We start from the raw sequence: 16047 nt of genomic DNA on the forward strand, positions 1-16047 counted from the left end.
TTTGCCAAATTCGAAGGGAGTCATCGATAGGCGTAGCGTATTGGCCATGAGCATCAAATTCGAACGAATTGGCCTAGCACCGAAGCTGGTCGATTATCGCGAAGCATGGGAACTGCAACGAACCGTCCATGACGAAGTCACGCGCGGCGATTCCGGCCCCGTGGTCTTCCTTCTGGAACACGAAGCGGTCTACACCGCGGGACGGCTCACGGAACCCGAGGACCTCCCGGTGGACGGAACCCCCGTGATCGACGTGGACCGGGGCGGCAAACTGACGTGGCACGGCCCCGGCCAGCTCGTCGGATACGCGATCGTCCGCTTGCTGGATTTGAAGGGCATCCGCGAGTACGTTTCGGTACTTGAGGAAGCGATGATCCGCATTGCCCTCGGGTACGGAGTTCCCGCCACGCGAGTCAAGGGACGCAGCGGCGTGTGGGTGCTGGGCACCGACGGCGCCCAGGACCGCAAGCTCGGCGCCATCGGCATCCGCGTCGACCATGGCGTGACAATGCACGGGATCGCTTTCAACTGCTCCAACGACCTCTCCCCCTACTCACAAATCATCCCTTGTGGAATCACCGATGCCGGGGTCACGAACCTCAGCGCAGAAACTGGAACCACCATCACTCCAGCCGACGTTATTGACCGCCTCGAGAAGGAACTCGATCTCCTGCTGAGCCCCATCGTGTCGTTGACGTCGACAACCCCTGAAGGAGCCACCCGATGAACGCCGCACCCGAGGGCCGCCGTCTGCTACGCATCGAGCAGCGCAACTCCGCAACGCCCGTGGAACGCAAGCCTGCCTGGATCAAGGCCAAGGTCAACATCGGCCCTGAATACGTTGGGCTGAAGAACCTCGTAAAATCCGAGGGTCTGAACACTGTCTGCGAAGAGGCGGGCTGCCCGAATATCTTCGAATGCTGGGAAGACAAGGAAGCAACCTTCCTGATCGGCGGCTCCGAATGCACCCGCCGCTGCGACTTCTGCCAGATCGACACCGGCAAGCCGCAGGCCATCGACCGGGCCGAACCTTTCAAGGTCGCCATGAGCGTGAAGAAGATGGGGCTGCGCTACGCGACCGTCACCGGCGTCGCACGCGATGACCTGGAGGATGAGGGCACCTGGCTCTATGCCGAAACGGTCCGCCGCATCCACCAGCTGAACCCGGGTACCGGCGTCGAGTTGCTGATCCCAGACTTCTCCGGCAAGCCGGAATTCCTCGACGAAATCTGCGCCTCGGCCCCGGAGGTCTACGCTCACAACCTCGAGACGGTCCCCCGCCTGTTCAAGTCGATCCGTCCCGCCTTCCGCTACGAACGCTCGCTGGATGTCATTTCCCAGGGCCGTGCCAACGGAATGATCACCAAGTCCAACCTGATCCTGGGAATGGGTGAGAGCCGCGAGGAAATCACCGAGGCCATCAAGGACCTCGTGGATGCCGGGTGCGACCTCTTGACCATCACCCAGTACCTGCGCCCCACCGAACGCCACCACCCCGTGGAACGCTGGGTCAAGCCCCAGGAATTCGTGGAGCTCCAGCAGGAGGCTGAGGAGATGGGCATCCTGGGTGTCATGAGCGGACCGTTGGTGCGCTCTTCGTACCGCGCCGGACGCCTGTGGGCCTCCGCCATGCGCAAGAAGGGCCTGCCGATTCCCGAGGCCCTGGCGCACATCGAAAACTCCGGAGACACTCGGCAGGAGGCTTCATCGCTGGTCGGCGCATAGTCAGGCTCGAATCGCGTAGAATTGAATCACTATGGCCAAAAACACCGATAATGCCTCGATCGAGGACGCAAGCCCAAAGCGCGGACTATTTTCGCGCAAGCCAAAGGCCGAGAAGGCCACCAAGGAACCAGGCCGGCTGAAACAGCTGGGCCAGGTCTTCCAGATGACTCGCAAGAACGACCCGATGGTCGTTTGGGTGATGCTTCTGGCAGCCCTCGGCGTGATGGTGGTGGGCCTCATTGTGGGCCTGCTGATCAACAACTGGATCACGGCACTTCTCATCTCGATCCCGTTGGCATTGTTGGCTGCAACGATGATTCTTTCCCGCCGCGCCGAGAAGGCTGCGTTCAAGCAGCTCGAGGGGCGTCCCGGTGCAGCCGGCGCCGCCATGAGCGTGCTTCGCCGTGGTTGGATCCTGAAGGACGAGCCGGTTGCAGTGAACCCGCGCACCAAAGACCTGGTGTTCCTGGGCATCGGCCGCGCCGGCGTGGTTCTTGTGACCGAAGGGCCCACCTCGCGCGTTCGCACCCTGATTGACGCTGAGCGCAAGCGCATGAACCGTGTCCTTCCGAACGTTCCGATCCACGTGATCAACGCAGGCAGCGACGAGGGACAGGTCCCCTTGGCCGAGGTTGGCAAGGCGATGAAGAAGCTTCCCAAGGCGATCACCAAGCTGGAGATCAGCGCAGTCGACAAGCGCCTGAGCACCCTGGGCAGCGCACGCCTGCCGATCCCGAAGGGTATCGACCCGAACCGGGCCCGCCCGGATCGCCGCGCCCGCTAAGGCGCGTTGCTCAACGAGTGAGGGGCTGGAACCATTGTGGTTCCAGCCCCTCACTCGTTAAGCCCCAGCAACACCCACTAGATGCGCACAAGAATGGTCTTGCCGATCCGGTCGTGGTAGCCACGTTGGTCCGAATCGCTCAGCAATGGCGGGACCACCAGGCAGATCAGCACCGTCCGGAGGATGCCGGTCAGCGGCTTCACCGCGGTACCGTCCATGCCCTGGACCTGCATGCCGAAGATGCGGTGGCCGATGGAGTGTCCGGTGACGCCCACAAAGAGCATCTGCATCGCCGCAAAGATGACAAGGTTCGCGGTCGTGTCGGCCTTGAAGAAGACCAGCGAAATCAACATTGCGATTCCCCAGTCAACAAGCAGGGCACCGACACGCCGGCCAATCCTTGCCACCGAACCCGGTCCGCTCTCGGGGCGGCCGAGACGTTTGCCGGGCCATTCCTGGTTACTCAGTTGCGGCGGGCCCTCGAGCCACGAGCCAAAGTCTTTTCTTTCCACATCATCCAGACTACCGGGGGCGCACCGGCGCGCGCTCCGGATTCCCGCGGTTCAAGGCAATTCCGTTACTCACACCGGACCCCACCTGCAGCCGGCGTGACACACCTCACCGCCCAACTGTCGAATTCCGGGCCTGTGTAACGTACTCGAAACAATCGAGACACAGTAGAGTAACGGCAACGGTCTATGGTTGATAACGAAGGAAGGCAAGACCAGGCGTCTTCCCTTCCACGGCAGCCTCAGCCGCACCCAGTTGAAACAACACAGGAGCCCCTGACTATGTTCAAGAGTCCAGATGAAGTCATGGCATACATTGCCGAAGAAGACGTCAAGTTCGTTGACATCCGTTTCACCGACCTCCCCGGCGTCCAGCAGCACTTCAACGTCCCGGCCCGCACGGTCGACGCTGACTTCTTCCTCAACGGCCAGCTCTTCGACGGCTCCTCGATCCGCGGCTTCGCCGGCATCGCCGATTCGGACATGCAGCTGATCCCGGATGTGACTTCCGGCTTCGTTGATCCGTTCCGCCTGGAAAAGACCCTGGCGTTCAACTTCTCGATCGTGAACCCGCGCACCGGCGAGCCCTACCACCGCGACCCGCGCGGCGTTGCCGAGCGCGCAGAGGCCTACCTGACCTCCACCGGCATCGCCGACACCGCATTCTTCGCACCCGAAGCAGAGTTCTTCATCTTCGACAACGTGCAGTACGAATCCAAGCCGCAGGGATCCTTCTACAAGGTCGATTCCGTCGAGGCACCGTGGAACACCGGCAAGAAGGAAGAGGGCGGCAACCAGGGCTACAAGACCCCCTTCAAGGGCGGCTACTTCCCGGTTTCCCCGACCGACAAGCAGGCCGACCTGCGCGATGCCATCTGCCTCGAGCTCGAGGCCGCTGGCCTCGAGGTTGAGCGCAGCCACCACGAGGTGGGCGCCGCCGGCCAGGCCGAGATCAACTACAAGTTCAACACGCTGACCCACTCGGCCGATGACATCCTGAAGTTCAAATACATCGTCAAGAACGTGGCCGACGCCTGGGGCAAGTCCGCAACCTTCATGCCGAAGCCGATCTTCGGCGACAACGGCTCGGGCATGCACTGCCACCAGTCGCTGTGGTCCAACGGCGTTCCGCTGTTCTACGACGAGAAGGGCTACGCAGGCCTCTCGGACGTAGCCCGCTGGTACATCGGCGGCCTGCTCAAGCACGCCTCGGCCGTGCTCGCCTTCACCAACCCGACGGTGAACTCGTACCGCCGCCTGGTCAAGGGCTTCGAAGCACCGGTCAACATGGTGTACTCGCAGGGCAACCGCTCCGCCGGCATCCGTATCCCGATCACCGGTTCGAACCCGAAGGCAAAGCGCATCGAGTTCCGCGCACCGGATGCGGCATCGAACCCGTACCTGGCCTTCGCCGCACAGCTGATGGCGGGCCTCGACGGCATCAAGAACCGCATCGAACCGGCAGACCCGATCGACAAGGACCTCTACGAGCTCCCGGCCGAAGAAGCCAAGGGCATCCAGGTTGCACCGAGCTCGCTGGAAGAGGCCCTGCTGGCCCTCGAGAACGACTTCGACTTCCTGCTCGAGGGTGACGTCTTCACCGAGGACCTCATCCGCACCTGGATCGAGTACAAGCGCGAGCACGAGATCAAGCCGCTGTCCTTGCGCCCGAACCCGTACGAGTTCGAGCTGTACTACGGCTGCTAGTCTGCCGACAGGGTCACCCAGGCCGTGGCCCCACCGAAAGGGAGCCAACGACAACCGTCGTTGGCTCCCTTTCGTTTATCCGGGCGTTTCCGCACCGGCAGGTATTCGCTCCCTGCCGGTTTCAGCCGAACACGACGATGCCGCCGGTGCCGCCGAGCCTGTCGACTTCACCCAGGAAGCGTTTTCCTTCCACCCAGGCATACCCCGCTGGAGAGAACTCGCGCAGGATCGCCAGCTCGCCGCCCGCCGGCTTCACCAGCACGGCGAGCACCCCGTTGCCGAGGATCTTGTAGGCAACTTGGAAGCCCTCTTCGTCGTTCTTCCGGTACATCCCGCCCGTGGCAAGAGCAACAACCACCGACATGGCGGCCTCCCCTCCCCCGGGCCTAGCCCGCGATCGTGGTCAGCAGGAACGAGCTGTCCTCTTCCGCCGCCACGTCATGGAGCGCGTCGGGCAGCACGAACAACCCGCCGTGGGCAATCGAGGCGGAGTTTCCCTCCCAGCTCACGACGATGCGCCCGCGCAGCACCAGCAGCGTCGCGGACTCGGGCTTGGGGTGTTCGCTCAGGCGGGAGCCCGCCGTCAGCGTGATCAGGGTGTGGCGCAGCCGCCCGTCCTTGAGCACCGCCACGGCACTGCGCCCGTTGGCCGCGGATGCGGCCTTCGCCGCTTCGCGTTCGACCAGGTCATCCATCTCGGCTCGGGTGATGTGCATGGCGGGGCGCCTCCCTTTCAACGTAGCGGCAGCGGGTGCTGCTACTTACTATGCCCCGAGTTGCGGCGTTTTAGTCCTCGAAGGCGTAAAAATATCGTTCGAAGACCTGCCGGGCGCGCCGGGTCGCCTTGAGGTAGTCGTCCTCCATGACCGCGGCCTCCCCCGGCGAATAACCGCACCAGCGTGCGACGGCTTCCATGTCCCGCCAGGCATGGGGCAACACATCGGTCACCCGGCCCGTGCAGATCACTCCCGCGCTGCGGATCCTGGTGGCCAGCTCCCACGCGTGGTCCAGGATCAGGACGTCTTCCTCGGGGATGATGCCGGCCTCGGCGATTGCCTGCAGCGCGGGCCGGGTGGAGGTGGTCCGCAGCTCGGGAACGGCTGCCGCATGCTGCAGCTGGACCAGCTGCACCAGCCACTCGACGTCGCTGAGCGAACCGCGGCCCAATTTGAGGTGGCGGGCGGGATCGGCACCGCGCGGCAGCCGCTCGGCCTCCACGCGCGCCTTGATCCGGCGGATCTCCCGGACTTGGTCTTCCCCGATCGGTGCCCCGTAGCGCAGCTCGTCGGCCATGGCCATGAAGTCCGCGGCGAGCTCGTCGGACCCGGCCATGGGCGCGGCCCGCAGCAGGGCCTGGCGCTCCCAAACATGGACCCAGCGCCTGTAGTACTCCTGGTAGGCCTCGAAGGAGCGCACCAGCGGGCCGCTCTGTCCCTCGGGGCGCAGCTTGGCGTCGACCTCGAGCCGCGGCTCGGCCTGGATGGCCGGGGTCATGGGCTTGGCCAGGAAGGACCCGAGCGAGGTGACGATGCGCAGGGCCTGTTCCTGGGCCCCCTGCGGGTCGGCGCCGGGTAGCGGCCGCTGCACGAACATGACGTCGGCGTCCGAGCAGTAGCCGATCTCGCGGCCGCCCTGGCGGCCCATCGCAACGACAAGCAGGTCGCACAGCTGTTCGTTGGACTCGTACTCGAGGTTCTGCGCCACGCGCAGCGTGCCGAGCACCGCGGCGCGGTCGTTGTCCGCCAGCGCACGGCCGACCCCGTCCTGGTCGATGACCTCTGCGCCGTCGGCCAGGGCAATGCGCAGCATCTCCCGCCGGCGGATCACCCGGATGAGGCGGATGGCCGGGTCGGTGCCGAGGTTGCGCTTGAGCTTGGAGGAGATCTCCGCCCACAAGGCCTCGAAGGTGAGCGGCTGCAGGTCCTTGTCCGAGCCGAGCCAGGCAGTCGATTCCGGGGAGACCTCCAGCAGGTCGGTGATGAACCGGGAGTTGGAGAGGATCTTGCACAGCCGTTCGGCCGCGGCGTTCGAGTCGCGCAGCATGCCCAGGTACCAGTGCGACTCCCCCAGCGACTCGCTCAGCCGCCGGAAGCCCAGCAGCCCGGCGTCGGGGTCCACGCCCTCGGCGATCCAGCCCAGCAGCACCGGCAGCAGCTGGCGCTGCAGCGCGGCCCGGCGGCGCACCCCGCCGGTGAGCGCGTCGATGTGCCGCATGGCGGCCTTGGGATCGATGTAGCCCAGCGCGCGCAGGCGGGCCTGCGCGGCCTCCGGACTCAGCCGCACCTCGTCGCGGGAAAGGTTGGCGGAGGTGCTCAGCAGCGGGCGGTAGAAGATCCGCTCGTGCAGCTTGCGGACCTCGCGCTTGGTCTCCCCCCAGCGTTCCAGCAGCTTCGCCGCGGTGGCCAGCTCCACGCCGAGCATCGAGCGCACGCCGCGGGCCAGCACCCGCTGTCCCGCCTCCTTTTGCGGCATCAGGTGCGTGCGGCGCAGGTTCACGAGTTGGATGCGGTGCTCGAGCACGCGCAGGAAACGGTAGGATCCGTCGAAGCTCTCGGCGTCGTCGCGGCCGATGTAGCCGGCCCGGCTCAGCGCGCCGATGGCCGTGGTGGTGGTGCGCACGCGCAGGGACTCGTCGACCCGGCCGTGCACCAGCTGCAGCAGCTGGACGGTGAACTCCACGTCGCGCAGGCCCCCGGGGCCCAGCTTGAGCTGGCGCGGAAGTTCCTCCGGCTTGATGTTCGCCGTCACCCTGCGGCGCATGCCCTGCACGGATTCGACGAAGCCCTCCCGTTCGGAGGAGGACCAGATCAGCGGCGCAACCATCGCCTCGTACTCGGCACCCAGGTCCGCGTCCCCGGCGATCGCGCGGGCCTTGAGCAGCGCCTGGAACTCCCAGGAGGCCGCCCAGCGCTTGTAGTAGGCGGCGTGGGAGTCGAGGGTGCGCGAGAGTGCGCCGTCCTTGCCCTCGGGGCGCAGGTTCGCGTCGACCTCCCACAACCCCGGCTCCGGGCCCGTGGAATCGATGGCCCGGGAGATGCCGGCGGCCAGCACCGCGGCAATGCCTGATGCCAGCTGTTCGTCCAGGGTGTCGCTGGCGTGCACGTAGATGACGTCGACATCCGAGACGTAGTTCAGTTCGCGGGCCCCGCACTTGCCCATACCGATCACGGCGAGCCGCACCGCTGCAACGTCCCCGGCCTCGTAGCGCTCGGCGGCCTCGGCCCGGCTGACGGCCAGTGCCGCCTCGATGGCCGCGGCGGCCAGGTCCGCAAGCTCGCGCCCGACCACGGGCATGGCCTCAAGTGCGTCGGCGGCCCCAAGGTCGCGGTGGGCCAGCGAGAGCAGGGCGCGGCGGTAGGCCACGCGCAGGGCGCGGTAGCCCGCGGGCCCGGCCAGCGTCGCCACCGGGGCGGCGGCCGAGCCGGGGTCCGCCCCCACGGCCAGCAGCAGCTGCTCGCGCAGCTCGGCCGCCGGGCGGCCCTGGATGCGGGCCTCGGGCACCTGCTCGAACACGGAGAGCACCCCGGGTTCGCGGATCATGAAACCGGCCAGGGCGTCGGAGGCACCGAGGACACGCAGCAGGCCGGGGGCCGTTCGCGGGTCCTGCACCAGCGCCACGGCGGCCGGGGCGTGCGGGACAAGCCGGACCAGGGCCAGCAGCGCGAGGTCCGGGTCGGCGGCGCTGGCCAAGTTCCCGACGAGTTCCTTGAGGTCCACCCCGGAAAGTTCCTCCGCCGCGAGGAACCGCTTGGCACGTTCGAGGTCGTCGAAACCGGCGGAAATCAGCCGCCGTGTGGGATTCACGCAGGGCCCCCTAGAGGATCCCGAGGTAGCGGCGAAGCTCGAACGGGCTCACGTTCTGGCGGTAGGCCTCCCACTCGTCGCGCTTGTTGCGCAGGAACGAGTTGAAAACCTGCTCGCCGAGGATGTCCGCCACGAGCTCGGATTCCTCCATGGCACGGATCGCGTCGTGCAGCGAACCGGGCAGCGGGTCGTGCCCGGAGGCACGGCGCTCGGCGCTGCTCAGGCCCCAGACGTCGTCCTCCGCCTGCGGCTCGAGCTCGTAGCCCTCCTGGATGCCCTTCAGGCCGGCGCCCAGCAGGCAGGCGTAGGCCAGGTACGGGTTGGTTGCGGAGTCGATGCCGCGGTACTCGACGCGGGCGCTCTGTCCCTTGCCCGGCTTGTACAGCGGGACGCGGACCAGCGCCGAACGGTTGTTGTGGCCCCAGGAGCGGTGGCTCGGGGCTTCGCCGCCGCCCCACAGGCGCTTGTAGGAGTTCACGAACTGGTTGGTCACGGCCGTGAACTCCGGTGCGTGGCGCAGGATGCCGGCGATGAACTGGCGTGCGGTGTCCGAGAGCTGGAACTCGCGCCCGGCCTCGAAGAACGCGTTGGAGTCGCCCTCGAAGAGCGAAAAGTGGGTGTGCATGCCGGAGCCCGGCTCGTCGGAGAACGGCTTGGGCATGAAGGTGGCGTAGATGCCCTGCTGGATCGCGACCTCCTTGATGACGGTGCGGAACGTCATCACGTTGTCGGCGGTTTGCAGCGCGTCGGCGTAGCGCAGGTCGATCTCGTTCTGCCCCGGGCCGTTCTCGTGGTGGCTGAATTCCACCGAGATGCCCACGGCCTCGAGCATGGTCACGGCGGTGCGGCGGAAGTCCTGGGCGACGCCGCCGGTGACGTGGTCGAAGTAGCCTCCGCGGTCCACCGGCACCGGGTTGCCGTCGGTCCCGATCTCCGAGGACTTCAGCAGGTAGAACTCGATCTCCGGGTGGGTGTAGCAGGTGAAGCCCATCTCCGAGGCGACGGCCAGCTGGCGCTTGAGCACGTGGCGGGGATCGGCGGCCGCCGGCAGCCCGTCCGGGGTGAGGATGTCGCAGAACATGCGGGAGGTGGGTTCGGTTTCCCCGCGCCACGGAAGGATCTGGAAGGTGGCCGGGTCCGGCTGCAGGAGCATGTCGGATTCGTAGATGCGCGAGAGCCCCTCGATCGAGGACCCGTCGAAGCCCAGCCCTTCCTCGAAGGCGCCCTCGACCTCGGCCGGGGCCAGGGCCACCGACTTCAGCGAACCCACCACATCGGTGAACCAGAGACGGACGAAGCGCACGTCGCGCTCTTCGATGGTTCGGAGGACGAATTCCTGCTGGCGGTCCACGGCGGGTTCCTTCCACAACGGCTTCAAGGGGGGCGGAATGTGCCGCCTCCATCACTTTATACGGTTTTCCGTACATGACACGGTGCTACGTGTTCGGCGAATGTGCACTATCCTCGTGCCCATGAGTGCTCATCCTCCAGTTCCCGCAAATCCGACGACCGCCGCACAGGTGCAGGCGGGCCGCATCCGCGTCCACCACCTGCAGCAGGCCAAGGCCGAGGGGCGCAAGTTTGCGATGCTCACCGCGTACGACACGATGATGGCCGGCATCTTCGACGAGTCCGGCATCGAGGTCCTGCTGGTCGGTGATTCCGCCGCCAACACCGTCGTGGGGTACTCCTCCACCCTGCCGATCACGCTCGAGGAAATGATCGTCTTCGCCAAGGCAGTGGCCTCCGGCGTGAAGCGCGCCCTGGTGGTCTGCGACCTGCCTTTCGGCTCCTACGAGGTTTCCCCCGAGCAGGCGGTGGCCACCGCCGTGCGCCTGATGAAGGAGGGCGGGGTGCACGCGGTGAAGATCGAGGGCGGCGCCTACTTCGCCCCCCACGTGCGCGCCATGGTGGCGGCGGGCGTTCCGGTCATGGCCCACATCGGCTTCACCCCGCAGTCCGAGCACGCCCTGGGCGGCTACCGGGTGCAGGGCCGCGGGGACGCCGCGGAGGCGCTGGTCGCCGACGCCCTGGCCCTCGAGGCGGCCGGCGCGTTCTCGGTGTTGATGGAAATGGTCCCGACGCAGGCCGCGCGACGCGTCGACGAGGCACTGCACGTGCCGACCGTCGGCATCGGGGCCGGGCCGGTCACCACCGGCCAGGTGCTGGTGTGGCAGGACATGCTTGGGCTCGGCGGCGGCAAGTCGGCACGCTTCGTGAAGAAGTACGCCGACTTGCGTTCGATCGTTTCGCAGGCCGCCACGGCGTACCACCAGGACGTCGTTTCATCGACCTTTCCGGCACCCGAGCACGAGTTCGGGGACCAGTAGCAGGTTTCCGGTCGCCCGGGACCGGCTAGTCCTCGTCCTCGGCGGCGTCCTCGGCGTCCCACTGCTCGTTGCGCTCGCGCACCTTGGTCATGGCCTGTTCGGCCTCGGCGCGCGAGTTGTAGGGCCCCAGCAGCTGCGACCAGTCCGCCTGCGGGCCGGATTCGACCTGCCCCGTGACGATGTTGAACCAGTATTCGCCCTCACCCGGGAGTTCCTTGCTCATCTGCTGTTCCGCCTTCCCTCGACCCTGAATTGCGTGGCTAGTGCCCACCCTACATCCCCGGGCCGGGCCCCTGAATGCCGCGCCGCAAAACCATGTCCCGGGCGCGTGGGCGCACGGTTAGAATAGGCGTTATGCCTCTTGCGTCAACAGCACCCGTCGGTACCCTGAAGCCCGGCGTCCTCTCCCCCCAGCGACCCGTCCCGGCCTCGATCCCGCGCCCCGAGTACGTGGGCCGCCCCGCGCCACGCAAGTCCGACGCCTCCGAGGTCCGCAGCCCCGAGGTCATCGCCGCGATGCGCATCGCCTCGAAGATTGCCGCGCAGGCCCTCGTGGAGGTCGGCAAGGCAGTGGTTCCCGGGGTGACAACCGACGAGCTGGACCGGATCGGGCACGAGTTCCTGCTCGACCACAACGCCTACCCCTCCACGCTGGGCTACCGCGGCTACCCCAAGTCGCTGTGCGCCTCCATCAACGAGGTCATCTGCCACGGCATCCCGGACAGCACCGTCGTCCAGGACGGCGACATCATCAACATCGACATCACGGCTTTCATCGGCGGGGTCCACGGCGACACCAACGCCATGTTCCTGGCCGGGGACGTCGACGAGGAATCGCGGCTGCTGGTGGAACGGACCGAGGAATCCCTGCGCCGCGCCATCAAGTCGGTCATGCCCGGACGCGAAATCAACGTCATCGGCCGTACTATTTCGGCATACGCGAAGAGATTCGGCTATGGTGTGGTTCGGGACTTCACGGGCCACGGCGTCGGCGAATCCTTCCACACCGGCCTGATCATCCCGCACTACGATGCTGCACCGGCCTACAACAGGCTCATCGAACCGGGCATGACCTTCACGATCGAGCCCATGCTGACGCTGGGCACCATCGAGTGGGACATGTGGGAGGACGGTTGGACGGCCACCACCAAGGACCGCAAACGCACCGCACAGTTTGAACACACTCTGCTCGTCAATGAGGACGGCGCCGAAATCCTCACCCTGCCGTAACGGCAGGGCCCTCCCGCACGAGAGAGAACCCGAATAACAGCATGTCAAAAAACGCGCAGGATCCAGCAACCGTTGCCATCGGCATCGACATCGGCGGCACCGGCATCAAGGGCGGCATCGTCGACCTGACCCGAGGCAAGCTGATCGGCGACCGCTTCCGGATCGACACCCCCAAGCCCGCAACCCCAGAGGCGGTCGCGGAGGTCGTGGCCCGGATCGTCGAGGAGCTTTCCTCGCGCGAGGGCGCTCCGGACGCGGCAACCCCGGTGGGCGTCACCTTCCCGGCCATCATCCACCACGGTGTGGCACGCTCGGCCGCGAACGTCGACAAGTCCTGGATCGGCACCGACGTCGACTCGCTGCTCACCGGGCGCCTGGGCCGCCCCGTCCACGTCATGAACGACGCCGACGCCGCCGGCCTGGCGGAGGTGCGCTACGGTGCCGGGCGCGGGGTCGAGGGAACGGTCCTGATCATCACGCTGGGCACCGGCATCGGCTCGGCCCTGATCCACAACGGCGTACTGGTCCCCAACGTCGAGCTGGGCCACCTGGAGATCGACGGCGCCGTGGCAGAATCCAAGGCCTCGGCCTCGGCCCGCGAACGCGACGACCTGTCCTGGGACGAGTACGCGCAGCGCCTGCAGCGCTTCTTCACTCACACGGAGTTCCTGCTCTCCCCCAGCCTCTTCGTGATCGGCGGCGGCATTTCCAAGCGGGCCGACGACTACCTGCCGAAGATCTCCGTCAACGCGCCGATCGTCGTTGCGTCCTCGAAGAACAACGCCGGGATCGTCGGGTCCGCCCTGCAGTCGGTGATTTCCGAGCAGCGCGCCGGCTAGCCGGGCCCCGCTGCTACGCGAAACGGGTGGTGTTCCCGGGCAAGTTGCCCCGGGAACACCACCCGTTTTTCGATGGACCTGTTGTTTGGGTGGGCCGTGCGCTTCTACTTCGCGCCCAGCGGACGCTGGTGGCCCGTCGGCCGATCCTCGCGTTCGCGGCGCAGTTTGCCGATGGCCTGTTCGAAGTCCTCGAGCGACTCGAAGCCCTGGTAGACGCTGGCGAAGCGGAGGTAGGCCACCTCGTCCAGTCGCTGCAACGGGGCCAGGATGGCGAGGCCGACCTGGTGGGCGTCGATTTCCGCGGCGCCGCTGGATCGCACCGTTTCCTCGACCTCCTGGGCAAGCACCGCCAGGTCGTCGTCCGTCACGGGGCGGCCCTGGCAGGCCTTGCGCACGCCGTTGATGACCTTGGTCCGGCTGAACGGCTCGGCGACGCCCGAACGCTTGAGCACGTTCAGGCTCGTGGTTTCGGCGGTGGTGAACCTGCGCCCGCAGGCCGCGCACTGGCGGCGGCGGCGGATTGCCGTGCCGTCATCGGTGAGACGGCTGTCGACTACTTTCGAATCGGTATGCCGGCAATAGGGGCAGTACACGGCACTCCTTCTGTGGGAACCTGTGGCGAAGCACGTGGGTGCTCAGCTTCAGTTTAGAACCACATATAGCCTAATCACAACATTGTCACTACCACATGTTGTGGTTTGCGTCACCTCAGCGCGCTGGCGGGCGGCGGTTAGCGGCCGTTCGTGAAGCGAATCGCCACGGCATCGCCGTGCGCCGGCAGGTCCTCGGCGTTCGCCAGGGCGATCACGTGCCCCGCCACCTCGCCCAGCGCGGCGCGGTCGTAGTCGATGACCTGGATGGCCTTGAGGAACGTGTTGACGTTCAGGCCCGAGGCGAAGGCCGCTGTCCCGCTGGTCGGCAGCACGTGGTTGGACCCGGCGCAGTAGTCCCCCAGGCTCACCGGTGAGTGCGACCCGACGAAGACGGCGCCGGCGGCCGTGATGCGCCCGGCAACGCCGGCGGCATCCCGCGTGTGGATTTCCAGGTGCTCGGCCGCGTACACGTTGCACACCGCGATGCCCGCCTCGAGGTCGTCGACCAGGATCACCGCCGACTGCGTTCCGCCCAGGGCAACTCGCACCCGTTCGGAGTGCTTGGTGGTGTTGCACTGGACCTCCAGGGCCTCGCGCACGGCGCGCGCCAGGTCCGGGGAATCGGTGACCAGCACGGCGGCAGCGTTCGGGTCGTGCTCAGCCTGGGAGATCATGTCGGCCGCGATGTAGCCGGGGTTCGCCGTGTCATCGGCCAGGATGGCGATTTCGGTGGGGCCGGCCTCTGCGTCGATCCCGACGACACCCTTGACCAGTCGCTTGGCGGTCGCGACGAACAGGTTCCCGGGACCCGTGACGACATCGACCGGCTCGATCGCCAGGGCAACGTCCTCACCCTCGGCCACCGGCACACCGTAGGCGAAGGCGGCGATGGCCTGGGCGCCGCCCATGGCGTGGACCTCCGTGACACCCAACAGCTGCGCAGCGGCCAGGATGGTGGGGTGCGGCAGCCCGCCGAACTCCTTCTGCGGGGGCGAGGCGATGGCCAGCGAACCGACCCCCGCGGCCAGCGCGGGAACGGCGTTCATGATCACGGAGCTCGGGTACACGGCCAGGCCGCCCGGGACGTACAGACCCACGCGCCTCACCGGGACCCAGCGCTGGGTGACGGTGGCCCCGTCGGCGTAGCGTACCTCGCTGGTGCCCGGGACCTGCTCGGCGGCGAAGGTGCGGGCGCGGGAGATGGATTCCTCGAGCCCGGCGCGGACCTCCGGGTCCAACTCCTCCAGCGCGCGGGCCATGGCCTCGGCCGGGACCCGGGTGTGGAGCTGGGTGACGCCGTCGAAACGCTCGGCCAGGTCGCGCAGGGCGGCGAAGCCCTCGGTGCGCACGCGGGCGATGATCCCCTCGACCGCCTGCGCGGCGGTGGCGAAGTTCAACTCGGGACGCGGCAACACCGCCTTGAGGCTCGCATGGTCCAGTGCGGCACCGCGCAGATCCAGGTCTTGGAGCGCGGAAAAGGTCTCGGGGCTGGCGTTGCTAGTCACCGCACCAGTTTATAGGGTTGCCGGGCAGGCACTGCGAAAAGCGAAGTCCGGCGCTTAACAATGGGCGCGACACCCCGCGGCACCGGCACGCTTCCCCCGGCGCCGCCCGGTGCCATAGTCTGCAACAAGGACCGGAACCACCCGAAGGGAACCCCATGCCACAGCCACACGGCGGATTCGAGCCGTCACCGACGGGACTGCGCATCGTGATCGAACGCGAGGTCGGATTCGGCCTGGAGGAGATCTGGGACGCATTCACCACACCGGCCGGCCTCGAGCCCTGGATCGGGCTCCTGCGCGGCAGCCGCGAGACGGGCGACCTGCAGTTTTCCATGGTCGAGGGCGGGCAGGAAGCCTCCCCCGCGAACCTCGTGATCCACCGCTGCCGGGCGCCGCACGAACTCTCCCTGACCACCGACAGCGAGTACGGCGCGTGGAACCTCGGCCTCGAGCTATCCCGGCGGGACGCGGTGAGCACGATCCGCTTCATCCACGACCTCGGGATGACCGATGACCCGAGCACCATCGGGCCCGGATGGGAGTACTACGTGCAGCGGGCCATCGTTTCCCTCGGGGGCGGCGACGTCGAGTCCGTCGTCTGGGACGACTACTACCCCGCCATGGCCCCCGCCTACACGAAGGCGCCCGAATAGGGCCTTGTCCCGGCAGGAGGACACCGGATGGCAGAGGCACGCGGCGGCGTCGGGATCTGGGCCCGCACGGGAACACCGGCCATCGTCATCGAACTCGACGCAACGCACGGCATCCGTGAACTCTGGGATGCCACGACCACGGCCGAGGGCCTTCGTTCCTGGCTCGGGATCCTGGGCTGGAACGCCGACGACGGCGACCTGAAGTTTGCCCTGCTGGCCCATGGGACACAAGTGGCCGCCGGGAGCGTGCAGCTCCTCCGGTGCCGGCCGCCGTACTATTTCCATGTGGCCTTCGATACCGGTCAGGGGTCGCGAACCCTTGGACTGGAATTCTCGGGCCGCCGGGAAACGAAGAGAATCGTTTTCGC

At 67.0% G+C, this 16047-nt stretch carries 16 protein-coding genes; 8 read left to right on the forward strand and 8 right to left on the reverse strand.

Going from position 1 to position 16047, the window contains the following annotated elements; genetic code table 11:
• Positions 1-46: 46 nt before the first annotated feature.
• From lipB to ACSYDW_RS02405, 3 genes are read left to right on the forward strand one after another with little or no spacing between them, the layout of a single operon-like run.
• The gene (gene lipB / locus ACSYDW_RS02395; RefSeq protein ID WP_438337095.1) at positions 47-727 is read left to right on the forward strand and encodes a lipoyl(octanoyl) transferase LipB; all 681 of its coding nucleotides are present in this window, start codon (positions 47-49) and stop codon (positions 725-727) included.
• On the forward strand, positions 724-1725 hold the full coding sequence (gene lipA / locus ACSYDW_RS02400; RefSeq protein WP_438337096.1) for a lipoyl synthase: 1002 nt from the start codon (positions 724-726) through the stop codon (positions 1723-1725). Before lipB ends, lipA begins: the two co-directional genes overlap by 4 nt.
• A gap of 31 nt (positions 1726-1756) precedes the next feature.
• Positions 1757-2509 (forward strand): DUF4191 domain-containing protein, encoded by a 753-nt coding sequence (locus ACSYDW_RS02405; RefSeq protein WP_438337097.1) that lies wholly within the window; start codon positions 1757-1759, stop codon positions 2507-2509.
• Between the two features lie 77 nt (positions 2510-2586).
• On the opposite strand, the gene ACSYDW_RS02410 is transcribed toward ACSYDW_RS02405, so the two are convergent.
• Positions 2587-2862, reverse strand: a complete 276-nt coding sequence (locus tag ACSYDW_RS02410) for an RDD family protein (protein ID WP_438337098.1) — start codon at positions 2860-2862, stop codon at positions 2587-2589.
• A 438-nt stretch (positions 2863-3300) separates the two neighbouring features.
• Here ACSYDW_RS02410 and glnA (ACSYDW_RS02415) point away from each other — a divergent pair, with 438 nt between their 5' ends.
• Positions 3301-4725 carry a type I glutamate--ammonia ligase gene (gene glnA / locus ACSYDW_RS02415; protein ID WP_438337099.1) on the forward strand — a complete coding sequence of 475 codons (1425 nt, stop codon included), beginning with the start codon at positions 3301-3303 and terminating at the stop codon, positions 4723-4725.
• 121 nt (positions 4726-4846) lie between these two features.
• Here the strand turns inward: glnA (ACSYDW_RS02415) and ACSYDW_RS02420 are convergent, their stop codons facing one another.
• The 4 genes from ACSYDW_RS02420 to glnA (ACSYDW_RS02435) all read right to left on the reverse strand — a co-directional run bounded on the left by ACSYDW_RS02420 (position 4847) and on the right by glnA (ACSYDW_RS02435) (position 9880).
• Complete coding sequence (locus tag ACSYDW_RS02420; protein WP_438337100.1) at positions 4847-5089, reverse strand: hypothetical protein; 243 nt, start codon at positions 5087-5089, stop codon at positions 4847-4849.
• A gap of 22 nt (positions 5090-5111) precedes the next feature.
• The gene (locus tag ACSYDW_RS02425) at positions 5112-5441 is read right to left on the reverse strand and encodes a cupin domain-containing protein (protein ID WP_438337101.1); all 330 of its coding nucleotides are present in this window, start codon (positions 5439-5441) and stop codon (positions 5112-5114) included.
• Between the two features lie 70 nt (positions 5442-5511).
• The gene (locus ACSYDW_RS02430) at positions 5512-8529 is read right to left on the reverse strand and encodes a bifunctional [glutamine synthetase] adenylyltransferase/[glutamine synthetase]-adenylyl-L-tyrosine phosphorylase (RefSeq protein ID WP_438337102.1); all 3018 of its coding nucleotides are present in this window, start codon (positions 8527-8529) and stop codon (positions 5512-5514) included.
• Between the two features lie 10 nt (positions 8530-8539).
• Complete coding sequence (gene glnA, locus ACSYDW_RS02435; RefSeq protein WP_438337103.1) at positions 8540-9880, reverse strand: type I glutamate--ammonia ligase; 1341 nt, start codon at positions 9878-9880, stop codon at positions 8540-8542.
• Positions 9881-10001: 121 nt separating this feature from the next.
• Between glnA (ACSYDW_RS02435) and panB the strand changes: the two genes are divergently transcribed.
• On the forward strand, positions 10002-10859 hold the full coding sequence (panB, locus tag ACSYDW_RS02440) for a 3-methyl-2-oxobutanoate hydroxymethyltransferase (RefSeq protein ID WP_438337104.1): 858 nt from the start codon (positions 10002-10004) through the stop codon (positions 10857-10859).
• Between the two features lie 25 nt (positions 10860-10884).
• On the opposite strand, the gene ACSYDW_RS02445 is transcribed toward panB, so the two are convergent.
• A complete protein-coding gene (locus ACSYDW_RS02445; RefSeq protein WP_387525747.1) occupies positions 10885-11082 on the reverse strand; it encodes an SPOR domain-containing protein in 198 nt (65 codons plus the stop codon).
• 131 nt (positions 11083-11213) lie between these two features.
• On the opposite strand from ACSYDW_RS02445, the gene map reads away from it, so the two are divergent.
• On the forward strand, positions 11214-12089 hold the full coding sequence (map, locus tag ACSYDW_RS02450) for a type I methionyl aminopeptidase (RefSeq protein WP_438337105.1): 876 nt from the start codon (positions 11214-11216) through the stop codon (positions 12087-12089).
• A gap of 41 nt (positions 12090-12130) precedes the next feature.
• Positions 12131-12928, forward strand: coding sequence for a polyphosphate--glucose phosphotransferase (ppgK, locus tag ACSYDW_RS02455; protein WP_438337106.1), 798 nt, complete (start codon positions 12131-12133; stop codon positions 12926-12928).
• A 104-nt stretch (positions 12929-13032) separates the two neighbouring features.
• On the opposite strand, the gene nrdR is transcribed toward ppgK, so the two are convergent.
• Positions 13033-13521, reverse strand: a complete 489-nt coding sequence (gene nrdR, locus ACSYDW_RS02460; RefSeq protein WP_438337107.1) for a transcriptional regulator NrdR — start codon at positions 13519-13521, stop codon at positions 13033-13035.
• A 137-nt stretch (positions 13522-13658) separates the two neighbouring features.
• Positions 13659-15026 (reverse strand): histidinol dehydrogenase, encoded by a 1368-nt coding sequence (gene hisD, locus ACSYDW_RS02465; RefSeq protein ID WP_438337108.1) that lies wholly within the window; start codon positions 15024-15026, stop codon positions 13659-13661.
• A gap of 155 nt (positions 15027-15181) precedes the next feature.
• Here hisD and ACSYDW_RS02470 point away from each other — a divergent pair, with 155 nt between their 5' ends.
• On the forward strand, positions 15182-15679 hold the full coding sequence (locus ACSYDW_RS02470; protein WP_438337109.1) for an SRPBCC family protein: 498 nt from the start codon (positions 15182-15184) through the stop codon (positions 15677-15679).
• Positions 15680-16047 lie beyond the last annotated feature (368 nt).

Source organism: Paeniglutamicibacter selenitireducens, assembly GCF_051550675.1.
In the GTDB taxonomy this organism is placed as follows: Bacteria; Actinomycetota; Actinomycetes; order Actinomycetales; family Micrococcaceae; genus Paeniglutamicibacter.

What these genes read in the sequence shown, in the direction of transcription:
- lipB (WP_438337095.1), top strand. Translation starts at nt 47, where the DNA reads ATGAGCATCAAATTCGAACGAATTGGCCTAGCACCGAAGCTGGTCGAT.
- glnA (WP_438337099.1), top strand. Translation starts at nt 3,301, where the DNA reads ATGTTCAAGAGTCCAGATGAAGTCATGGCATACATTGCCGAAGAAGAC.
- ACSYDW_RS02425 (WP_438337101.1), bottom strand. Translation starts at nt 5,441, where the DNA reads ATGCACATCACCCGAGCCGAGATGGATGACCTGGTCGAACGCGAAGCG.
- ppgK (WP_438337106.1), top strand. Translation starts at nt 12,131, where the DNA reads ATGTCAAAAAACGCGCAGGATCCAGCAACCGTTGCCATCGGCATCGAC.
- ACSYDW_RS02405 (WP_438337097.1), top strand. Translation starts at nt 1,757, where the DNA reads ATGGCCAAAAACACCGATAATGCCTCGATCGAGGACGCAAGCCCAAAG.
- ACSYDW_RS02470 (WP_438337109.1), top strand. Translation starts at nt 15,182, where the DNA reads ATGCCACAGCCACACGGCGGATTCGAGCCGTCACCGACGGGACTGCGC.
- map (WP_438337105.1), top strand. Translation starts at nt 11,214, where the DNA reads ATGCCTCTTGCGTCAACAGCACCCGTCGGTACCCTGAAGCCCGGCGTC.
- ACSYDW_RS02445 (WP_387525747.1), bottom strand. Translation starts at nt 11,082, where the DNA reads ATGAGCAAGGAACTCCCGGGTGAGGGCGAATACTGGTTCAACATCGTC.
- panB (WP_438337104.1), top strand. Translation starts at nt 10,002, where the DNA reads ATGAGTGCTCATCCTCCAGTTCCCGCAAATCCGACGACCGCCGCACAG.
- ACSYDW_RS02410 (WP_438337098.1), bottom strand. Translation starts at nt 2,862, where the DNA reads ATGTTGATTTCGCTGGTCTTCTTCAAGGCCGACACGACCGCGAACCTT.
- ACSYDW_RS02420 (WP_438337100.1), bottom strand. Translation starts at nt 5,089, where the DNA reads ATGTCGGTGGTTGTTGCTCTTGCCACGGGCGGGATGTACCGGAAGAAC.
- lipA (WP_438337096.1), top strand. Translation starts at nt 724, where the DNA reads ATGAACGCCGCACCCGAGGGCCGCCGTCTGCTACGCATCGAGCAGCGC.